Source organism: Streptomyces sp. NPDC045026 (assembly GCF_056432625.1).
On the sequence record NZ_JBWKIS010000024.1, the window covers coordinates 120,040 to 140,706 of the forward strand.

A 20,667-nucleotide genomic window follows, 5' to 3' on the forward strand; every position below is an offset into this window, starting at 1 on the left:
CACGGACATGGCCACGCTGAACAAGAACCTGCTGAACATGGCCGCGCTGGACATGGACCGCGCCTGGGACCTGCACGAGCAGGTCTCGGTGCGGCCGGAACCCTTCGGTGCGCTGCTGTACCACTTCGGCACCCGCAAGCTGTCGTTTCTCAAGGACCGCACGCTGCTCGCGGTGGTCCAGGCGCTGGCGACGGCGCCCACCGCACGGTCGGCCTGTGCCGCCGCGGGCGTCGCCGAGGCGGATCTGCCGCGGTACGGGCGGGCGCTCGCCGCGCTCGCCCAGTCGTCGATGGTCGTCGAAAGGACCGAGCCCTCATGACCGCAACCCCGGCCCCCTCCCGCCTGGTGGACCTCTTCGAGTACGGCCTGGACGCCCCGATCTGTCTGACATGGGAACTCACCTACGCCTGCAATCTCTCCTGCTCGCACTGTCTGTCCAGCTCCGGCCGGCGCGACCCGCGCGAGCTGAGCACCGACGAGTGCAAGGCCGTCATCGACGAGCTGGAGGCCATGCAGGTCTTCTACGTCAACATCGGTGGCGGCGAGCCCACCGTCCGCCCCGACTTCTTCGAGCTGCTCGACTACGCCACGGCCCACCACGTGGGCGTGAAGTTCTCCACGAACGGCGTGCGGATCACCCCCGAGGTTGCCCGGCGACTCGCCGCCAACGATTACGTGGATGTCCAGATCTCCCTCGACGGCGCGACCGCCGAGGTCAACGACGCCGTACGGGGCCCGGGTTCGTACGACACGGCCCTGCGCGCGATGCGGAACCTGTCCGACGCCGGGATGCGCAACTTCAAGATCTCCGTGGTGTGCACCCGTCACAACATCGCGCAGATGGACGAGTTCAAAGCGATCGCCGACCGCTACGGCGCGCAGCTGCGGCTGACCCGGCTGCGCCCGTCGGGGCGCGGCGCGGACGTGTGGGACGAGCTCCACCCGCTGCCGGGACAGCAGCGCCAGCTCTACGACTGGCTGGTGGCCCACGGCGACAGCGTGCTCACCGGTGACTCCTTCTTCCATCTGTCCGCGTACGGCGAGGCGTTGCCGGGACTGAACCTGTGTGGCGCGGGCCGGGTGGTGTGCCTGATCGACCCGGTCGGGGACGTGTATGCGTGCCCGTTCGCGATCCACGACGAGTTCCTCGCGGGCAACGTGCGCGGACAGGGCGGCTTCGTGAAGGTGTGGCGGGAGTCGGAGCTGTTCGCCGAGCTGCGCGAGCCGCAGAGCGGCGGGGCGTGCGCCTCCTGCACGTTCTACGACACCTGCAAGGGCGGCTGCATGGCGGCGAAGTTCTTCACCGGACTGCCGCTGGACGGCCCCGACCCCGAATGCGTACGGGGTTATGGCGAGGAACTGCTGGCTCAGCGAGCCAAGGACGGCGGCAACCTCCCGAAGCCGACGGGGGACCATTCCCATCGCACCCGCCCCGCCCAGCGGACCGGACCGGTCGACTTGCAGCTGACTCGCCGGCCCGACCTGGACCGGCCACCGGTCAGCGCCTGCGCCGAGGACCCGCTCGCGGGGATGAGTCTCTGAGCGCCTGTCACTGAGGCCGAGGCCCCTTCCCCGTACGACTGACGACCATCGCCGAAGACGAAGAAAGAGCCGCACATGGGCAAGAACCCCTGGTTCGAGACGGTCGCTGAAGCTCAGCGGCGCGCGAAGAAGCACCTGCCGAGTTCCGTCTACGGGGCCCTCGTGGCCGGTTCGGAACGAGGCCGCACCATTGACGACAACACCGGTGCCTTCGCGGAGTTGGGCTTCGCGCCGCGCGTGGCCGGCTTCCACGCCGACCGGGACCTCACCACGACCGTGCTCGGAGTGGAATCCGCGTTCCCCGTGGTGATATCCCCGACCGGGGTGCAGGCCGTCCACCCCGACGGTGAGGTGGCGGTGGCCAGGGCGGCGGCCGAACGAGGCGTGATCATGGGCCTGAGCTCGTTCGCCAGTAAGCCGGTGGAGGAGGTCTGCGCCGCCAATCCGAACACCTTTTACCAGATGTACTGGACCGGAAGCCGCGAATCCATGGTGCAGCGCATGGAGCGCGCGCGGGCCGCGGGCGCGAAGGCGCTGATCGCCACATTGGACTGGTCGTTCTCGAACGGCCGTGACTGGGGCAGCCCGGCCATCCCCGAGAAGATCGACCTCAGGGCGGCGATGAAGTTCGCGCCCGACGTGCTGCCCCGGCCGCGCTGGCTGTGGAGTTTCGCCAAGTCAGGCACCATCCCCGACCTGACCGCCCCCAACCTCAAGCCCCCGGGCGGCAAGGCGCCCACCTTCTTCGGCGCCTACTTCGAGTGGATGCAGACCACGCCGCCCAGCTGGGACGACATCAAGTGGATGCGTGAGGAGTGGGGAGGCCCGTTCCTGCTCAAGGGGGTCTCCCGGGTGGACGACGCCAAGCGGGCCGTCGACGCCGGGGTGAGCGCCATCTCGGTGTCCAACCACGGCGGCAACAACCTGGACACCACGCCCGCCAGCATCCGCCTGCTGCCCCCGATCGCCGAGGCGGTCGGAAGTGACATCGAGGTCCTGCTGGACGGCGGGGTGCGCCGGGGCGGCGATGTGGCCAAGGCCCTCGCCCTCGGTGCGCGCGCGGTCCTGATCGGCCGCGCCTACCTGTGGGGCCTGGCCGCCAACGGGGAGGCGGGCGTGGGGAACGTCCTGGACATCCTGCGCGGCGGACTCGACTCCGCCGTCCTGGGCCTCGGGCACTCCTCGGTCCACGAGCTGTGCCCCGACGACCTGCACATCCCGGACGGCTTCACGCGCGCCGCCGGAGTGCCCAAGTAGGGTGTGGGCCGGACGAGTTCAGTGACAGCACGTACAGCAGAGGGCGGCCCCACCGGGGCCGCCCCTGCTGCACGTGGTTCAGGTATCTCAGGCCAACTGCCGGACCACGTCCGCGATGCTGTCGGCCGAGGTGTCCCCGGCCGACAGCAGCCGGCGCGCCTGGTTGAGGGCCCGCACCCAGTTCACGGTGACCGCTCCGCACGCGACGCCGTCCGCGTCCGCGTGGACGACGGCCGCCCTGCCGTCCGTGCGCAGGTCGCCGATGACGATCGAACTGCCCGCGGGATCGCGCCGGCCGAAGGTGTTCACCTTCCAGTCGTACTGGTCCGACCACACATAGTCCGTCGGCTCGTAGCCTGCCTCGACGCCCTTCGTGAGGGCGGTGGCGACGTACCGTGCCTGGTCACTGGCGTTCGTCCAGTGCTCGGCGCGGACATCGCCGTCGTGTCCCGGATGCGGCCAGCGGGCGACGTCACCGATCGCGTACACGTCATCGGCTCCGCTCGCCCGCAGGAAGCGGTCGGTCACGAGGCCGCCCGCGAGCGTGAGCCCCGATCCGGTGAGCCAGTCGGTCGACGGCACCGAGCCGATGCCCACCACCGCGGTCGAAGCCGACAGGCGCTCCCCGCTGTCGAGTTCGACCGTGAGATCCCCGTCCTTGCCCTCGATACCGACCACGCCGCTCCCGAACCGGGTCTGCACGCCGTGGCGTCGGTGGAGCTCGACGAGGCTGCCCGCGATCTCGGGGCCGACCAGTCGCGTCATCGGCTCAGGGAGCGGGTCGACGACCGTGACGGGACAGCCGTGTCCGACCGCCGCTGCCGCGATCTCGGTGCCGATGAAGCCGCCGCCGACGACGACGAGCGGCTCCCCGAGCGCGAGCCGCGCGGCGATCGCGCGCGCGTCGTCCACCGTCCTGAGCTGGTACACACCCGACGGCGGGCGCCAGGGGGAGGGCCGGGCCGCCGCTCCGGTGGCGATGACGAGTACGTCGTAGGACACGCTCGAGCCGTCGGCGAGGCGGACGCGACGCGCCACGGTGTCCAGACCCACCGCGGCAGACCCGAGCCGGAGCGTGATGCCGAGTTGGTCCCACTCGGCGCGCGTGGCCAGCCGGATCCCGTCCAGGGACGACTCCGACCAGGCGCCACTGAGGAGCTTCTTCGAGAGGGGCGGGCGATCGTAGGGAAGTTCGTCCTCGGCGCCGATCAGTGTGATGGAGCCGCTGTGACCGAGCCCCCGGAGGCCTTGTACGGCCCGGGTCCCGGCCAGCGACGCCCCGACGACGACTATGTGGCGATCAGCAGCGGGTTCGGTCATCGTCCTGCACCTTTCAAAGGAACGTTCAGTCGCTACAACGCAACAGGGGAATATTGGGTGTCCTGGCGTCAGGTGTCAATGAAGAGGTATGCGCAGGAAGGGTTGACATCCCATTTCCCGTCGCACCATGCTGATGATCCTCAACAGCAGAACATGCGTTCCGTTCACCGAAATGCTTGTTCAAGAAGAAGGAGGGCGTATCCCGATGACCAGGGTGCACGCCGCTCGACACTCTCGCGGAGAGACTCGATGACGGCCGAGGGCCGCGTGGCCGTCGTCACAGGAGGTGCCGCGGGCATCGGTCTGGCGATCGCCGAGCGCCTCGCGAAGGACGGATTCAGGATCGCGATCCTCGACGTCGTCGACGGCGCGGCCCAGCAGGCCGCGGAGGCGATCGCAGGCGTCGGCGGCCACGCACGCGGATACCGCGCCGACGTGAGCGACCGGCAGCAGGTCGACGCGGCACTGACCGCCGCCCGCGCCGAGCTGGGACCGCTGGCCGCCGTCGTCGCGAACGCCGCGGTCGCCCTGCAACGCCCATTCCTGGACATGACACTCGACGAGTGGAACCGCACCCTGTCGATCAACCTGACCGGGACGTTCCACGTCGTCCAGTCCGCCCTCCCGGACCTTCTCGACGCCGGCTGGGGACGCGTCGTCCTGATCGCCTCCTCCAGCGCGCAGCGCGGGGCCCCGAAGATGGCCCACTACGCCGCCTCCAAGGGTGGGCAGATGGCCCTCACCAAGGCGCTCGCCGTCGAGTACGCCAAGACGGGCATCACCGTCAACACGGTCGCTCCGTCCTCGATCGACACCCCGAGCGTGCAGAAGAAGCGCGCCACTGGCGCCATCCCGTCCGCGCAGGACATGGCGAAATACATCCCCGTCGGGCGGATGGGCACCGGCGAGGACATCGCCGCCGCAGTCTCCTACCTCGTCTCGGATGAGGCCTCCTACGTGACCGGCCAGACCGTCAGTGTCAACGGCGGCTCCTTCATCGGGTGATCTCATGACTCAGCCACGCATTCCCCCGCGTCCCGTCAAGGACTGGACCGACGAGGTCGACGAAGCCCTGTCCGTACTGCGCGCGCAAGCGCCCGGTACGCATGCCGCCGGGCCCAGCGGGCCCGCCACGCGTCCGCGCTCCCACATCCTCGGTATCTACGCCTGGCACCCGGACCTGATCCGTGGATGGATGCCCTTCTCGAACCATCTGCGGCACTCGACGCTTTCCGACCGCGTCCGCGAGATGGCGATCATCCGCACGACCTGGCTCGGCTTCGGCGAGTACGAGTGGGCCCAGCACGTCCGCATGGGCCGGGTGGGCGGCCATCTCACCGACGCCGAGATCGACGCGCTCGGCGAAGGCCCCGACGCCGCCGAGTGGTCGGACGCCGACGCGGCGATCGTCCGGGCCGTCGACGAGATGTGCACGGTGAAGAACGCCTCGGACACGACATGGCTCGCCCTGGAGAAGCAGTTCTCGCGCGAGCAGCTCATCGACTTCGTGTTCACCGTGGGCACCTACGACATGCATTGCACGGCGTTCAACACGCTCGGCCTCGAGCTGGAGCCCGGCATGACCGGGTTCCCCGACGACCACCGGCGCCGCACGTGACCCGCGCTGCGCGCAGGGGAGTGTTGCGCTGGCAGGTGAAGTCGTCCTTCGTCCATTACGTACGAGTGATCGCAGCCGGCACCTGCGAGGCCCTCGACGGGGCCGAGCTGGACGCCGACGGGATGTTCCAGTTCCCACTGACCGAGGCGTCGCGGGACGGCGGCGGCTGGGCGCTGCACTTCGGCGGAGGCGCGCGTTTCTCGGCCCACCACGGGTTCCTGGACGTCGAACTCCGCGGACTGGAACTCACGCTGCCGACGGATGCACGCGCCGGTTCCCTCGGTGTCACGACCTCTCGAGGTGACCGCGTCACAGTCGCCACCATGGTGCCCGCCGCCCCCGAGGAGGGAGACGGTGTGATGCGCTGGTCGGACCTCGTCCCGTGCCTTACCGACGCCGGGGCCGAGCTCTTCGGGAGCGTCTATGAGCCCGGCTCAGAGCTCGCGCCGCTCGACGCGGTCGTCCTGCTAGATTCCTAGGTCATGTCTTCATCCCCGCCCCAGCAGTCCGCGCGGCGCGGCGGCTCCCGGACCGGACAAGGGCGCAAGAACGTTCGCGGTGAAGCGACACGTCAGCTGATTCTCTCCGCAGCCGAGCAGCTCTTCGCCGAGCACGGTATTTCGGCCGTGCCTTTGCGTGACATCGGAATCGCCGCCGGCCAGCGCAACCACGCCTCCGTCCAGTACCACTTCGGCGACCGCGACGAGGTCGTGAAGGCCATCATGGAGCTGCGCGGCGCCGAGAGCGAAGCCAGCAGGACCAGCATCGTCGCCGATCTCATGCTCGGCACGACCCCGCCGACCGTCGTCGACGTCGTCGGCGCGTTCGTGCGGCCGCTCGCGATCCATCTACGGGAAGACAACCACTACCTTGCCTTCCTGTCCCGCTTCATCATCGAAGAGGGTGGATACGAGGGCTTGGGCGGGATCCGCACTGGTGCGTCGGTCCTCACGCTCCGGACTCTCCTCAGCCGGCTCGTACCGCAGGTCCCCGAGGCGGTGCTCGAGGAGCGATGGTGGATGACCCTGACGAGTGCGGTGCACGCACTCGCGCGGTACCAGGCGGCGCAGCGAAAGCGTTCCCACCTGCCCGCGGAGATCGACGTCCTGGTCGACGATCTGGTCACCTTCCTCAGCGGGGGGCTCACAGCGCCTCTCGCCGAGGGAGATCCCAGGGCGGCAGCGGGCGGTTGAGCGCGGCACAGCGTCTCGGCAGTGCCGCGACGGCGGACATGCGAAGGAGCCCGGTCGATGACCGGGCTCCTTCGCTGGGCGGGTTGACCCGCCGTCAGGCGCCGAGGTGGGCCATGAACCTCGACGTCCAGTCGTGCAGACTCGCGGGCACGTAGTAGCCGCTCTCGTCGGTGATCTCCTTCCAGGCTCCGGCGACCTCCTCGACCGTCGGTGTCCCGGTCCCGGCCGACTGGTATCCGGGGCTGACGGCGAGGAACCACCGGGCGAACCGCTGAGCGCCCGCCACCAGAATCTCGCCGTTCACCGTGCAGTCCTCGTGCGCCAGGTAGGCCACCATCGGTGACACCAGGTCGGTGCGCAGCGCCTGCATTCGGGCGTCGTCCAGCGCGGTGGTGGTGATGTTGGGCTTCGCCGCCGAGGTGCTCGGGCGCGTGATCGCGTTCGGTGCGACGCAGTTGACGGCGATGCCGTGCTTCGCGCCCTCCAGTGACAGGCTCCGGGTGAACCCGATGAGCGCCCCCTTCGCGGTCGCGTACGCCAGGTTGTCCGGGAGCCCGAACATGCCGGTCGACGTCGTCGTGATCACCCGGCCGTAGCCCTGCTCGACCATGTACGGCCAGGCCGCACGCGTCGTGTGCCAGGTGCCGCGCAGGTGCACGTCGAGCGTCAGCTCCAGATTCTCGGCGTCGGCCTCGGGGAACGTGGCGAAGCGGGAGATGCCGGCGTTGTTCACGACGATGTCGATGCGCCCGAACTCTCGGACGGCACTCTCCACGAGCGTGTGGCAGCCCTCCTCCCGGCCCACGTTGTTCGTGTCGGCGACGGCGATGCCGCCCGCGGCCGTGATCTCCCGGACGACGTCGTTGGCCGGTCCGGCGTCGCTGCCCTCACCCTCCTTGGTACCGCCGAGGTCGTTGACGACGACCTTGGCGCCGCGCTCCGCGAGCAGTAGCGCATGAGCCCGGCCAAGGCCTCGGCCGGCGCCGGTCACGAGGGCGACTCGTCCGTCGAACCGGACGTCAGGGGTGGCGTTCATCATGCTCCTTCGGCAGGGATCGTGGCCGGATTTCATCACGAGTGCTCAGATAAGACAATCCCTTGCAATGTCACCTTGGCCCAGCAATGCAGAAGTGGTTCCCATAATTGAGCGCCTGTGCTTATCTATGGCTGGCCGCCGCTGGAGCAGTCGTACCAAGTGGGAGTGAGTCAAAGTGGCAGGACAGATCGACAACGACGTTGACGTCGAGGTGCTGGTGATCGGCGCCGGCGTGGTCGGCATCTACGCGCTCCACCAGGCGATCGAAGCGGGTTTCACGGCGCAGACGCTGGAGGCCGGTGACGGGGTGGGCGGTGTCTGGTATTGGAACCGCTACCCGTCCGCGCGCTTCGACTCCGAGAGCTACGCGTACGCCTACATCTTCTCCAAGGAGCTCTTCGACGAGTGGCGGTGGAAGGAGGAGTTTGCGACGCAGCCGGAGATCGAGAGCTATCTCAACCACGTCGTCGACCGCTTCGACCTGCACCAGCACATCAGCACCGGCGAGAAGGTCGTCTCCGCCGAGTTCGACGAGACCGGCAAGGCGTGGGTGGTGCGGACGGAGAAGGGGAGCGTCGTCCGGGCCCGCTGGGTCATCTCCGCGACGGGCGGCCTTTCCGTGCCGAACTACCCCGATATCGAAGGTCTTGAGGACTTCGGCGGTCAGGCTTTCCACACGGGCGCCTGGCCCCACACGCCCGTCGACTTCGCCGGCAAGCGGGTAGCGATCATCGGAAACGGTCCGAGCGGCGCCCAGCTCCTTCCGGCGATCGTCGACACCGTCGAGGCCGTGGACCTGTACCAGCGCACGCCGACCTGGACGACGCCGCTGAACAACGCCCCCATCTCGGACGAGCGCCAGGCGTGGCTCAGCGACAACTTCGAGGACATCGTCAAGACGCTGAGCACATCGCCGACGGGCTTCCTCCACGAGCCCGCCGGCAAGTTCTCGACCGCCGACTCGGCCGAGGAACGTCAGGCCTTCTACGAGAAGATCTGGAAGAGCCCCGGCTTCGCCAAGCTCACCTCGAACTACTACGACATGACGACGAACCGCGAGGTGAACCTCGAGTTCTGCGCGTTCCTCGCCGACAAGATCCGCTCGATCGTCAAGAACCCGGTGACCGCCGAGCGGCTCATCCCGAAGGACCACCTCTTCGGCGCGAAGCGCCCGCCGTTCGTCACGAACTACTTCGAGTCCTTCAACAAGCCGAACGCCTCACTCATCTCTCTGCGCGAGACCCCGTTCATCCGGGTCGACGCCACCGGGATCGAGACCTCCGAGCGGCACCGGGACTACGACATCATCGTGTTCGCGACCGGCTTCGACTTCGGCACCGGCGCGCTCACCCGGATGGGCATCAAGGGGCGTGAGGGCCTCGACCTGAGCACCGACTGGGAGGACGGGCCGTCCGACTTCGCGGGCTTCAGCGCGCACCGGCTGCCGAACTTCTTCTTCCCCGGAGGTCCGCACGGCGCCGGCGGCGGCAACTACCCGCGCTACTCGCAGGACCAGGTCGACTGGATCATCAAGACGCTGCTCCACGCGCGCGACCACGGCTACGACGTCTTCGAGCCGACCGCGGCGCAGCAGGGTCGGTGGATGACGATGGTCGAGATGCTCGCTCCGCAGTCGATCTTCTCGGCCGAGCACAGCCATTACTACGGGGCCAACGTCGAGGGCAAGGTGCGCAAGTTCCTCCTCAACCCCGGCGGACGGGCGAAGCTCCACGAGATGCTCGGTGAGGTGACGTCGACCGAGGACTTCGGCGGCGCGTTCTCGCGTGCGAACGAGACCGTCCATGCCGGGTAGCAGCGCGCTGCCCAGGACCGGAACCCAGGGGCAGAGGGACACAGGGACAAGGAGAACGAAGTGACCGGTGTCGACCGCCCCTTCCGTGTGCGGATGCTGTACCAGCCCGTGATTCACGTGACCGGCCTCGACGAGGCGGAGGACTTCTACCGCCGGGTCTTCGGCCGCCCGAGCACCAACTTCTCCGTGGTCATGCCGGACCCGCCGGCTCCGGGGCACTCGGTCGGGTACTCGACGTTCACGGCGATCAGCGATGTACTCATCGACAACCTCGAACCGAAGCGCTATCTCACCGGCGGGGTGCAGAGGTATCCGGATGTCGCCGCACCGCAGCTGAAGACGACCGGCTGGTACGTCGAGGGCGTCAGGGAGCTCTACAAAGAACTGCGGGCACAGGGCTTCCGCCTCGCGGACGCACGCGGGGAAGTGCTGGAGGCGGACGAGTGGGCAGGGGGTCCGTCGCCGTTCCAGAGCCTCAAGGACGACGCAGGCCTTCCGTACCGCTTCTTCGAGATGTTCCCCTTCCCTCTCGACCCACGGGTGACCGACGGGTGGACGATCCCCGCGGTCACCGACGACGACCCGCTCGGCATCGTGCACGCGTCGCATCACACCGTCCTGACCTCCCGGCCGGAGCGCGCGCTCAAGCTCACCGTCGACGTCCTCGGCGGCACGGTCATCCACACGGGCCTTGACGAGCTGCGCGGCGTCCATGGGCCGTACGTCCAACTGGCCGACGCCGTCTTCCACTTCGCCACACCGGATCCCTGTGGTGAACGGGCCGAGGGCGCGTCGGGGAACGAGCCGCTGGACACGTACCACGCCATCACCTGGACGGTGGCCGATCTGGAGCGGGCGGCGAAGCACCTGGATGCCGAAGGTGTCCGCATCGCCCACCGCTCCGACACCGCCCTGGTGACCGATCCAACGACGAGCCTCGGCATCCCGTGGGGATTCACGACGGCTTCCCTTCCAGGTGACACCCGATTTCAGGAGACACGATGAGTGACACAGCACAGTCGCACCGCGAAGTCCTGCTGGCCCTCACCAACCCCGTCGAGGGTAAGGACAAGGAGTTCCAGGACTGGTACTGGGGAACGCACATACCGGAGATCCTCGCGCTGCCCGGGTTCGTCGCGGTACGGCGCCTGCGGGCGGCCGACACGTCGACGGAAGGCATCCCCTACCGCTACGCGACGATCTACGAGGTGGAGGGTTCCGCGGAGGAGGCGCGCATGAGGCTGTTCACCTCCGGGCTCGGTTCCAGCGACACCCTGGACACCTCCAGCATCGTGATGATGCCGCTGGTCATGCACGGCGACGCCTCGGGCGCGTGAGCGTGTGAGCACAAGGTCGTCGGCGCATGGCGAGGTGCCCACAGCGAGGTGACCGCATCCACCAGTGCGCCGTGCTGCTCGGCGCCGCCGCCTAAGTGGTCCGGCCCCCGTCTGCGGCGCCGACGCGGTAGGAGTGGCCCCGCCCTAGCAACGTCGGTCGGCCGACGAGCGGGTCGAGTCGCTGCCGCAGAGTGAGGGACGCGTGGGTCGCCGTGCAGCACGCCGGGGAGGTGGGGCAGAACGGCGTGCCTTGGGCGCGGCGAAGCCTGATGGGCAGTCAGGTCGTGGGCGCGGAACGGCAGGACCGGGAGCTGATGGCCGGCCTCGTGCGGTCGGTCCGAGCGCCTTATTGGTCTCGCGGACCACGTCCTTGAGCAGGGTCGGACCGAAGAGGTCACGTCCGGCAGGGCGTTCGCGCGCGAGGTCGACGCCCTCCCGCGGACGGGTTCGCGCCCGCGGGGGTCTGCATCGGGGCGCGATCATGGAGCCAGTCATGCGGCACCGTACGCAGCATCGCGTGCTCGTCGTCGAGCGCGTAGTTCGGCCCCGACTACCCGAGTCTTACGCTGTCGCATCGGTTACCTGTTGTGGCGAAGAAAGTATCCTCTTTTGTGGGACAGGTTGAGAAGTTGGCGGAGAAACTTCCTCCCCAACGGTCGACGGCGCAATTAGAGTAGCCTCATAATCGACATCGACCCTGAGACGGTTGAGGGCGAGGGGAGAACAGTGATGCGGCTGGGCGCCCTGGCGGGCGGCTGGTGACAGTAGGCGCACCTGTACTCATCGCACGTACACGATCGCCGACGGGCTGACGAAGGTTCTGCAGGCGCAGCGTGCTGAGCGGGGACTCGGGCTGCACCGGGAACCGCCGCGGGAGCCGACCGCCGAACGGAACAGCACAGACGGCGTGCGCGGGGGAGTGGCTACAGCCACCCGCGTCACGTGACCGGAGGCCGGCCGTGGCCTTCACGTAACTACCGTGATGGGAGAGTCCGATGGGTGTTCGCTCACTCGGGTACGTCAGGCTGGAATCCGCCGACATCGAGAAATGGAAGGCGTTCGGGGGTGACTTCCTCGGGCTGATGCCCGTCGATGGCGGCGATCCGGACTCGCTGTACTTCAGGATGGACGACAACCCGGCCCGTATCGCGGTTGCTCCGGGGCCGCAGAGCGGCATGACGGCGCTGGGCCTCGAGGTGCTCGATGAGCGGGAGCTCACGAGCCTGGCCGCAGCCGTCGAGAAGGCCGGCATCAAGGTGACAGCCGGTACCGAGGCCGAGTGCGCGGAGCGCCGGGTCACCGGGTTCGTCCGCTTCAGCGACCCGGGCGGTAATCCGGTGGAGCTCTACTACGGCGCCATCCTCGACCACAAGCCTGTCCGTACCCCGCTGGTGTCGAAGTTCGTCACCGGTGACATGGGGTTCGGGCACGCGATCGTGTCAGCCGAAGACGCCAAGGCAGCATTCGACTTCTACGTGAACGTCCTCGGCTTCATCGAGCGCAACACGATGCGCTCCGAGGGTGGCACCACCTGGTTCATGGGGTGCAACCCGCGTCACCACACACTGGGCATCACGCCCATGCCGGGCCCCGGGCGCCTGCTGCACGTGATGGTCGAGGCGGCCACATTGGACGATGTCGGGCTCGCGCTGGACAGGGCCCAGCGACAGCAGATCCCCATGATGCACACGCTCGGCAAGCACACGAACGACCACATGGTCTCCTTCTACGTCTGGTCGCCGGAGAACTACGCGATCGAGTTCGGCTGGAACGGGCTGAAGGTCCCCGAGCCCGTCCCCGTCTACGAGATCACCGAAGGCGCCTTCTGGGGTCACCACTTCACTCCGCCGCCGCAGCCTGCGGGCTGATCCGCCTCCTCCTCACGGATGGGGTCGGGGTCGGACGTCGAGCATGCGGTGGCCCGGCCTTGGCTCCACCTCCCTGGAGTGGCGAGTAATGTCCGGAAGCTGCGAGTGCGAGGCGGCGAAGGACGCGCACAAGCGGTCACCGGCGCCATGCGACGCTACAGAGCCGCCATGGTCGTTGGGCTACCGGAAGAGACGGCCTGGGGGGATAGCTGCTGTGCGGACGGGTGATGACCCTGATGGGCGGATGCGGAGCCGAGGTGCTGCGGCCGGCGTTCGGCGGTGTCGCGGAGCCGGAGCTTGCTGCCGAACGGCAGCTCCTTTGTTGTCAGTTGCGCCCAACGGCTTCGGATGGACGGCAAACTCTGGTCGGAACGACCGCTGGGGGTCAAGGGGTCGCAGGTTCAAATCCTGTCGTCCCGACCAGCGTTTACGCAGGTCGTAGGCCGTCTCCGCAGGTTTGCGGAGGCGGCCTTTGTGTTGTGCACGGCGGGTGTTGTCGCACGGTTGTCGCTGCCCGTCATCCCGAACGGCCGTCGATGGTGCTCGGGCCGCCGCTCGGAGGGGCGGCGTGGTCAGCTGGTGGGACGGGTGTCCGGATTCTGGATCTCACGCCTTTGCTGTGCTGCTGCTGGGGGTGATCCCAGAAGTATGCGGGCCGCATGGTTGTCGCGGGGTGCGACAACTCCCCGGGACGATTCCCTCCTGGCCTGGGGAGTTGTGTTGTCTTGTGCGCTAGGCGGCCATGGGCGGGGCGGGTGCTGTGAGGCTGTCGCTGTCGGCGTGGTCCAGGGCGGCGCCGAGGGCGCTGACCGCGTCGCGGGCGGCGTAGGCGAGCAGGTGGCCGTAGGTGTTCAGGGTGGTCGACAGGGTGGAGTGGCGCAGGGTTTTGGAGACGATCGCGAGCGGTACGCCGGAAGAGATCATGATCGTGGCCGCGGTGTGTCGAAGGTCGTGCAGGCCGATGCGCGGCAAGTCGAGTTCGGCGGTACGTCGGCGCAGCTGGTCCAGGACCCACTGCGGCCGTAGCGGTGAGCCGTCGGCGTGGGCGAAGACCAGGCCCTCCAGCGGGGGACCGGCTTGGCAACAGTGCGTGGTAGAAGCGGGCTTGGCGGGTCAGAGCCGCGGTGACGCGGGGCGACAGTGCGATCCATGCGCGGCTGGCCCTTGTTTTCGGCGGGCCGAGGTGCAGATGGTTGTTGCCCACGGCGGTCAGGGACCAGCGCACGTACAGGCGGCGCTCGGCGAGGTGGACGTCGTGCCAGTGCAGACCGAGTGCTTCGCCGCGCCGCAGCCCGGTGCCGATCATCACCTCGAAGAGGTCGGTGAGCTGGTCGGCGTAGGCGGTGGCGTTGTGCCGCAGGAACGCGGCTGCCTGCGCAGGGGTCCAGCACGGGCGCTCCGGCACGGTCGGCCGGACGGGGACGGCGTAGGCGGCCGGGTTGTAGGCCAGGCGCCGGGTGCGTACCGCGGCGTTGAGCGCGGTACGCAGCGTGCCCACGGTTCGGTAGAGAGTGACGGCCCCGCGTCCGGCGGCACGCTGGTCGGCGAGCCACTCCTGAACGTGCCGGGCGCGCAGATCGAGTAGACGCAGCGGGCCGAAGCCGGGCAGCAGGTCGTAGCGGATGGCCCGGGCGTATCCGGCCAGCGTGGATGGGCTGAGGTGTTCCTCGCGTTGTGCCAGCCATTCTTCGAGGTAGGCGCCGACTGTCAGGCGCGGTTCTTCGTATACGCCGGTGGCCTCTCCGGTGGCGAATGCGGTCAGGGCCCGTTCGGCTTCGGTGCGGCTGGCGAATCCGGTGCGCCGTCGCGTGGTGCGTCGTCCCGGGGTGCCGGGCAGGTCGACGGCGTAGGCCCAACTGCCGTGTCCAACATCGGCCTTGAGTCGTGGGCAGCGCGGTCCGTACTGCTTGCGTTGGTCGTCGCGGCAGCCGCAGGTGCGGTAGACGCGTCCGCGGGCGAGGCGGGATGCGGTCATGAACATCCTCCTGTATTCAACGAGGAAGGATCTCGGTGGATGTCACGGTCCCGCGTCCGGGGTGAGGGCAGGAGTGCTCACGGACGTGGCGTTGCAGTGTCGGCTGTCGTGAGTGTGCTCCGTCACTGCCCGGGTGGCGGAATGCCGTTCCGGCCCAAGTGTGCTGACGGATCGCCCGTCCATGGCGAAGCCAGTCAGGCGCGGACCCTGAACCGCTAATGTCCCAGCATCAAACCGCGGCCAGGTGGACCAGGGGGAGCAAGTGGCGTACCCGGCTACAGGTGCAAGTGGCCTCAGCCGCCAGATCCTTATCGAAGCCAACCCGCACGGTCAGCTGTTCTGGGGGAGTGCCGTACTGCTGAGCTTGCGCGAGCGTGGACCCGGCCTGACCGCCGACGTCGAGTGACGTGACCGGAGTCCATCTTGCGGACTCTCTCGCTCACGGCGGTTTGGGGGCGGTCCCGCGGTGCGCACGCAGCTCCCCTCCAGGAGACGGGTGACGGCGAGCTTGAAGTGTCGCTGAAGCCGATTCGGGTGCAGCCCCTTTCGAGGGGCGTCCTACCTGCATGAACTGCGGCGCGAGGCGCAACTGATTGATCGACTCGGCTCCCGAAGAAGTCATCGCGACGACCTGCGATCCCTGAACTGTCGATCTTGATGCGGTGCCCGAGCGTTACCTGGTGGCGCCGAAGGGATCTCCACAACCTGCAGCCAAGCCGATCCGGGCAAACACTCAGCTCAGTTCAGTCGGACTGTCCCTTGAAGGGTGCTGTACCCCGACCCTATGACTAGGCCGGGCAGCTGTTCCACGATGGCAAAGGATGGCAGACGATGAGGCCGCGCCGCGAAGGCTTTGGGCTGCGAGACTGTCCATGCTGCACACGGCCGCTGAGCCAGTCCAGATGTAATGAGGGGACGGTCTATGGCATTTGAGGCGCTCGGTGCATTACGCCGATACGGTCGGCCCATCGTTGCGGCCGATGTGCGCCGTGAACCGCCAGGGGGAGCCGTCGTGTCCAACCGTGTTCAGCCGGTGCAGCAGGGTGATCCGCGGCAGGTGGGCCGCTACCGCGTCGTGGGGCGGCTTGGATCCGGCGGTATGGGCACGGTGTACGCCGCTGTCACGGCCACTGGCGAGCGTGTTGCCGTCAAGGTTGTGCATCCGGCGCAGGCCGCAGACGATGAGTTCCGTGCTCGCTTCCGGCGGGAGGTACAGCTCTCCCAGCGTGTCCTCGGGCCGTGCCTGGTTCCGGTCCGCGACGCGGACGCCCAAGCTTCGACTCCGTGGCTCGTCACGTCCTTCATACCAGGCCCCACCCTTGATGGGCACGTGACAGCCAAAGGCCCCCTGTCGGGAGCGCGTCTATATGCGCTGGCTGCCGGCACCGCAGCCGCACTCGCTGCCGTGCACGCCCAGGGTGTCGTCCACCGGGATGTGAAGCCGCAGAACGTCATCCTGGCCCCGTCCGGCCCGCAGGTGCTGGACTTCGGCATTGCCCACGCCCTGGACGGCACTTCGGTCACCCGTACCGGGGTGATGACCGGCACGCCAGGCTGGATCAGTCCCGAGCACTATCGAACCGGTGCTGTCGGCTCCCCAGGCGACGTGTTCGCCTGGGGAGCTCTCCTCGCCTACGCCGCGACCGGCCGCCTCCCCTTCGGCGGCGGCGCCGCCGAAGCAGTGGCCTTCCGCGTCATGCAAGCCGAGCCAGACCTGGACGGCGTGCCGACCGGCCTGCGGCACCTGGTGGAGCAGGCGTTGTCCAAGGAGCCGTCCGAGAGGCCGAGCGCCGCTGAACTCACGGGTGAGTGCACCGAGTTGCTCGCAGCCCAGGCAACCGCCGCCCTCGCGCCCGGCGACCAGCAGCCCACACTGATATCCGACCTCGTCAGCGCGCACTGGGACCTGACTCCTGAAGCCGAACCCGCCTGGCCCACCCCGCCCGGGCGCAACAGCCGCACACGTTTGTATCTCACGATTGCCGTAGCCGCTGCCGTCCTCGGCAGTCTCGGCGGCTTCCTCTCGGCTGTCTCCCAATCATCAAACGCCGGCCGCGGCCAAGCCCCTACACCGAGCAGCCACACGAGCACCGTCACTGCCGCCACCGCGGCGCAGCCTTCCACCCCTCGGACAGCGAGCCCTGCTGCGGCCTCTCCCTCGGCGACAGCAGCGTCGCGAACGCCTCAGCAACGTGCTGGTGTCCCCTTGCCCGCCTACACCCGCAACGACAACGCCCAGCCCAACGTGGACGAATGGGCCGATGCCCGGCTGCCGGCCACGGCGGCCGAGAAGACTGCCGCACAGCACCTGATCACGGATGCAGCGCCAGTGCTTCGTGGACAGCAGTACATGGGCGACACCGTGACCGTGACCTTCAATCCCGCGGCCCAGACCATGTTCGTCACCTTCGGTCCCGGTATCTACCCGGAAGGACAGGAGTACCGTGACGGCACGGGCTTCACCGACATCGTCCGCGGCCTGATGTTCGGCAGTTGCTCCGAAGCCCAGCAGAACTTCGGCAACAACACTGCTTGGCCCTACGGCCGTGCCGTCCTCGTCTACCGAGAGTCCATGGCCAGCCCCACCATCGTCGACTACCGCGAAGTCACTCACATCGACAGCTGCCGCGTATAGCCCCGCTCCGTAACCGCGCGGCGTCAGTATGCCCCTGGCACTGCGTCATGGAGAACTACGAGTGTCCCGGCACGAACCCGGTAGCACGTCCTGTGCCGCTCGAAAACTCATCGCTGCTGGTCAAGCGGCAATCGCCGCGCAGCGTATGAGGCTCAGGCGACTTGCTCATATTCGTTGATGAGGCCACCGAGAACCTGTCGTCGCCGGATGTGATGGGAATCCAGGTCGGTTGCCGGAGTCGGCTGCATCGGGTGGGGGCAGTTGCCGCCGAGACTGGTGCGGTCGATGTTCGTTGTAGTGCTCTGCGTACTCGCGCAGCAGGGCCAGGGCGTGGGCCTCGTTGTAGACCAGGACGTGATCGAACAATTCTCTGCGGAGGGTGCCGACGAGGCGCTCGCAGACTGCATTCGCCCGTGGCGCCTGTGGCGGGGACTTGAGGATCTCCATGCCCTCGGCTTCGAAGATCGCGTCGAAGGAGGTGGTGAACTTCGCGTCCCGGTCCCGTATGAGGAACCTCAGCTCCTCCATCCGGGTGTCCAGCTCGACGGCGAGGTTCCTCGCCTGCTGCGTGACCCAGCCTCCGGTCGGACGAGCAGTTGCTCCAGCGAGGTGCAGACGCCGAGTTTGGTGCTCGACGAAGACCAGGATGTAGATCCGTTTCAACGTCAGGGCGCAGTCCACGTGGAGGAAGTCGCAGGCGATCACCCTCTTCGCTTGAGCACGGAGGAATTGTCGCCAGGTGGGACCTGAGCGGCGCGGGGCCGGATCGATGCCGGCCGCGTTCAAGATTTCCCACACTGTGGACGCCGCGACCGGGTAGCCCAGTCGGGCCGGCTCTGCGGGTGCCGATTAATCATCCGGCCTGCTCAGGCGGCATGTTGGTACTCGTGGAGGGTTGTAGGTGCCAAGAACCACGTCCGTGCTGGTCACGCCACGTGTTGATACTCGTGCAGGATGCCGCCGAGACGGTCGCGTCGGTGGACGTCGAGGTGGGTGAGCCGGTCGGGCTCGTTGATCGGTTCGGGCAGGGGACGTAGCGGTGCGGCGCTTGCGAGAGTGCGGTGGGGCCTGTGCTGGTTGTAGAACTGCTCGTATTCCCGCAGCGCGTGGAGTAGATGGGCCTGGTTCCAGACCAGGGTGCGGTCGAGGAGCTCAGTTCGGCAGGACCGCACCCATCGCTCCATGACCGCGTTCATGCGCGGCATCCGGACGCCGGTCTGGACGACCTCGATACCCTCGGCCTGCAGGACGGCGTCGAAGGCGGCCGGGTAGCGCGCGTCCCGGTCGCGGATCAGGAACCTCACCCCGGCGCCAGCGTCGTGGAGGTCCATGACCATGTTCCGGGCAAGTTGGGTGACCCAGTCCGCGGTCGGGTGCGCCGTTGCGCCAAGTATCCGCACGCGCCGGGTGGCGTGCTCGATGACAGCGAGGACGTAGAAGGTCGCACCGGTCAGCGTCTTGGTCTCGAAGAAGTCGGCGGCGACGATGGCTTGCGCTTGGGAGCTCAAGAAGTTCGCCCAGGTGGTGTGGTCCCGCTCGGGCGCGGGATCGATGCCGTGCTCCCTGAGGATGTTCCACACGGTGGCGGCGGCGACCTTGATTCCGAGCGCGGCGAGCTCCCCGTGGATGCGCCTGTACCCCCAGTTGGGATTTTCCCCTGCGAGCCTCAGTACCAGAACCCGGACGGAGCGTACGGTGCGCGGTCTCCCGGGGCGTTTGGGACGGGAGGCCTTGGCGTGGCGGCGGCGCAGCAGGTCGCGGTGCCAGCGCAGCACCGTGTTGGGGGAGACGATCAAGTGAAGGCGACGAAGATGTGCCCGGGGGAGGCGGTGCAGGAGTGCGGCGAGCAGCGCGCGGTCCGGCCAGGTGAGCCTCGGTTTGTCGAGCTGTCTTTGTAGTACGGCGAGTTGGTGGCGCAGCGCCAGGATCTCAGCGTCCTTGTCGCGGTCGCTCGTCGGCAGGAGCCGTATCAAGGTGAACATGCTTGTCAGGGCCAGGTAGGGCAGTCGCAGCAGCACCGGATCATCCTGGCGTCGGCCGGAGCTGCCCGGCAATCCCGAGGGCCCACCATCACCATCGACTGGCGGGAACTCACGACAGCGCCCCTACGCGGCCTGACCAGCGGGGATGAGGTTTCTGGCACCTACAACCCTCCGCCGCGAGCTCCTCGACCGGATCCTGATCTACGACGAGGCCCATGCTGTGAAGGTACTGACCGAGTACCTTCAGCACTACAACGGGCATCGGCCTCACCAATCCCGGCAGCAACTGCCTCCGGACAGCGCCTAATCGCCCGCCCCGGCCGCCGTCGCCGACCTCCAGGCCCACCGGATCCGACGACGATCCACCCTCGGAGGCTTGATCAAGGAGTACCAGCGCGCCGCCTGACCGAACGGCACCACAGCTCACAGCATCGAATCGTATTTTCGAGCGGGACAGGATGCGCCGAGGCCTGAGCGGCTCAGAGCGCGTTGATCGCCGATGGCGCGCGTTCCGCGCGGGCCAGAGCGCGCAGCAATGCTGCTTGACCGTGTCGGCGGGCGGCGAGTCTGGCCAGCAAGGTCAGCACGGGATCAAATGCGGTGGTCGAGAGCTCCGGCGCAGCGATTCCCACGCTGACCGCCAGGTCGTCCATGTGAACGGCGAGCTCCATCATGCGCGTCACAAGAAAGTCGCCGAGGCTCAGAGCCCACCCCGTCTGGGGCATGAACACGACCCAGTCACCCCGAACCTCGGGAAGGGCAACCTTCTGTTCGGCAAGCGCCGCGCGGGCGTGCTCCAGCAGCACTTGGGCGCCCTCGGACGCAATGTCCTCACCCTTCGCCCGAATGCCGGCGTTCACTTCACCGTCGAGTGGGGCATCGATCCACGCGGCGCGGGAGTAGTGTTCAAGAAGTGGGATCGGCGCCTTCTGGGACGTGGATTCCTGCAGGGCTGGAGTCACGCTCAAGACCTGGTAAGCGAGATGACCGGCCAAGCCGCCGACGGTCATCTCCGTCAACGCGCTGGTCTTCTCCCAGGAAGCAGTGACTTCTGGCGCACCGAGCAACGTCACCGCCTGAGCCGCGGCGCC

General features: G+C 68.0%; 19 protein-coding genes and 2 pseudogenes. 14 read left to right on the plus strand and 7 right to left on the minus strand.

From position 1 onward, the window contains the following. Positions 1-7 precede the first annotated feature (7 nt). The 3 genes from mftB to mftD all read left to right on the plus strand — a co-directional run bounded on the left by mftB (position 8) and on the right by mftD (position 2,799). The gene (gene mftB, locus AC07EJ_RS35330) at positions 8-319 is read left to right on the plus strand and encodes a mycofactocin biosynthesis chaperone MftB (RefSeq protein ID WP_478885798.1); all 312 of its coding nucleotides are present in this window, start codon (positions 8-10) and stop codon (positions 317-319) included. Continuing rightward, positions 316-1,542, plus strand: a complete 1,227-nt coding sequence (gene mftC, locus AC07EJ_RS35335; protein ID WP_478885799.1) for a mycofactocin radical SAM maturase — start codon at positions 316-318, stop codon at positions 1,540-1,542. Before mftB ends, mftC begins: the two co-directional genes overlap by 4 nt. A 75-nt stretch (positions 1,543-1,617) precedes the next feature. Beyond that, complete coding sequence (mftD, locus tag AC07EJ_RS35340) at positions 1,618-2,799, plus strand: pre-mycofactocin synthase MftD (RefSeq protein WP_468990417.1); 1,182 nt, start codon at positions 1,618-1,620, stop codon at positions 2,797-2,799. 87 nt (positions 2,800-2,886) lie between these two features. Here mftD and AC07EJ_RS35345 read toward each other — a convergent pair whose 3' ends face one another. Next, a complete protein-coding gene (locus tag AC07EJ_RS35345; RefSeq protein WP_478885800.1) occupies positions 2,887-4,119 on the minus strand; it encodes an NAD(P)/FAD-dependent oxidoreductase in 1,233 nt (410 codons plus the stop codon). Positions 4,120-4,368: 249 nt separating this feature from the next. Between AC07EJ_RS35345 and AC07EJ_RS35350 the strand changes: the two genes are divergently transcribed. The 4 genes from AC07EJ_RS35350 to AC07EJ_RS35365 are packed head-to-tail and all read left to right on the plus strand — an operon-like array spanning position 4,369 to position 6,930. Next, the gene (locus AC07EJ_RS35350) at positions 4,369-5,124 is read left to right on the plus strand and encodes an SDR family oxidoreductase (protein WP_478885801.1); all 756 of its coding nucleotides are present in this window, start codon (positions 4,369-4,371) and stop codon (positions 5,122-5,124) included. A gap of 4 nt (positions 5,125-5,128) precedes the next feature. Continuing rightward, positions 5,129-5,737, plus strand: coding sequence for a carboxymuconolactone decarboxylase family protein (locus AC07EJ_RS35355; RefSeq protein WP_478885802.1), 609 nt, complete (start codon positions 5,129-5,131; stop codon positions 5,735-5,737). 23 nt (positions 5,738-5,760) lie between these two features. Continuing rightward, positions 5,761-6,216 (plus strand): HtaA domain-containing protein, encoded by a 456-nt coding sequence (locus AC07EJ_RS35360; protein WP_478885803.1) that lies wholly within the window; start codon positions 5,761-5,763, stop codon positions 6,214-6,216. Positions 6,217-6,219: 3 nt separating this feature from the next. Next, complete coding sequence (locus AC07EJ_RS35365; protein WP_478885804.1) at positions 6,220-6,930, plus strand: TetR/AcrR family transcriptional regulator; 711 nt, start codon at positions 6,220-6,222, stop codon at positions 6,928-6,930. A gap of 94 nt (positions 6,931-7,024) precedes the next feature. Here the strand turns inward: AC07EJ_RS35365 and AC07EJ_RS35370 are convergent, their stop codons facing one another. After that, complete coding sequence (locus AC07EJ_RS35370; protein WP_478885805.1) at positions 7,025-7,969, minus strand: SDR family NAD(P)-dependent oxidoreductase; 945 nt, start codon at positions 7,967-7,969, stop codon at positions 7,025-7,027. Between the two features lie 172 nt (positions 7,970-8,141). On the opposite strand from AC07EJ_RS35370, the gene AC07EJ_RS35375 reads away from it, so the two are divergent. The 4 genes from AC07EJ_RS35375 (at position 8,142) to AC07EJ_RS35390 (ending at position 12,984) form a co-directional block, all read left to right on the plus strand. Beyond that, on the plus strand, positions 8,142-9,779 hold the full coding sequence (locus AC07EJ_RS35375) for a flavin-containing monooxygenase (RefSeq protein WP_478885806.1): 1,638 nt from the start codon (positions 8,142-8,144) through the stop codon (positions 9,777-9,779). A gap of 60 nt (positions 9,780-9,839) precedes the next feature. Beyond that, the gene (locus AC07EJ_RS35380) at positions 9,840-10,784 is read left to right on the plus strand and encodes a VOC family protein (protein WP_478885807.1); all 945 of its coding nucleotides are present in this window, start codon (positions 9,840-9,842) and stop codon (positions 10,782-10,784) included. Continuing rightward, entirely contained in the window at positions 10,781-11,116 is a 336-nt protein-coding gene (locus AC07EJ_RS35385) for a hypothetical protein (RefSeq protein WP_478885808.1), read from the plus strand. The genes AC07EJ_RS35380 and AC07EJ_RS35385 overlap by 4 nt, the downstream gene beginning before the upstream one ends. Positions 11,117-12,111: 995 nt before the next feature. Further along, complete coding sequence (locus tag AC07EJ_RS35390; protein WP_478885809.1) at positions 12,112-12,984, plus strand: VOC family protein; 873 nt, start codon at positions 12,112-12,114, stop codon at positions 12,982-12,984. Positions 12,985-13,716: 732 nt separating this feature from the next. Here the strand turns inward: AC07EJ_RS35390 and AC07EJ_RS35395 are convergent. Continuing rightward, a complete protein-coding gene (locus AC07EJ_RS35395) occupies positions 13,717-14,049 on the minus strand; it encodes a tyrosine-type recombinase/integrase (RefSeq protein WP_478885814.1) in 333 nt (110 codons plus the stop codon). A 190-nt stretch (positions 14,050-14,239) separates the two neighbouring features. On the opposite strand from AC07EJ_RS35395, the gene AC07EJ_RS35400 reads away from it, so the two are divergent. Then, positions 14,240-14,569: a hypothetical protein gene (locus tag AC07EJ_RS35400; protein ID WP_478885816.1), complete on the plus strand. Its 330-nt coding sequence runs from the start codon at positions 14,240-14,242 to the stop codon at positions 14,567-14,569. 21 nt (positions 14,570-14,590) lie between these two features. On the opposite strand, the pseudogene AC07EJ_RS35405 reads toward AC07EJ_RS35400, so the two are convergent. Further along, a pseudogene (locus AC07EJ_RS35405) lies at positions 14,591-14,965 on the minus strand (hypothetical protein); the annotation flags it as partial. A gap of 1,051 nt (positions 14,966-16,016) precedes the next feature. On the opposite strand from AC07EJ_RS35405, the gene AC07EJ_RS35410 reads away from it, so the two are divergent. Then, positions 16,017-17,594 carry a serine/threonine protein kinase gene (locus AC07EJ_RS35410; protein ID WP_478885815.1) on the plus strand — a complete coding sequence of 526 codons (1,578 nt, stop codon included), beginning with the start codon at positions 16,017-16,019 and terminating at the stop codon, positions 17,592-17,594. A 152-nt stretch (positions 17,595-17,746) separates the two neighbouring features. Here AC07EJ_RS35410 and AC07EJ_RS35415 read toward each other — a convergent pair. Then, a pseudogene (locus AC07EJ_RS35415) lies at positions 17,747-18,431 on the minus strand (integrase core domain-containing protein); the annotation flags it as partial. 89 nt (positions 18,432-18,520) lie between these two features. Further along, positions 18,521-19,612 carry an integrase core domain-containing protein gene (locus AC07EJ_RS35420; protein WP_478631238.1) on the minus strand — a complete coding sequence of 364 codons (1,092 nt, stop codon included), beginning with the start codon at positions 19,610-19,612 and terminating at the stop codon, positions 18,521-18,523. Between the two features lie 109 nt (positions 19,613-19,721). Between AC07EJ_RS35420 and AC07EJ_RS35425 the strand changes: the two genes are divergently transcribed. Continuing rightward, the gene (locus AC07EJ_RS35425) at positions 19,722-19,883 is read left to right on the plus strand and encodes an integrase core domain-containing protein (protein ID WP_478885810.1); all 162 of its coding nucleotides are present in this window, start codon (positions 19,722-19,724) and stop codon (positions 19,881-19,883) included. Between the two features lie 172 nt (positions 19,884-20,055). Here AC07EJ_RS35425 and AC07EJ_RS35430 read toward each other — a convergent pair whose 3' ends face one another. Further along, the gene (locus AC07EJ_RS35430; protein ID WP_478885811.1) at positions 20,056-20,649 is read right to left on the minus strand and encodes a maleylpyruvate isomerase N-terminal domain-containing protein; all 594 of its coding nucleotides are present in this window, start codon (positions 20,647-20,649) and stop codon (positions 20,056-20,058) included. Positions 20,650-20,667 lie beyond the last annotated feature (18 nt).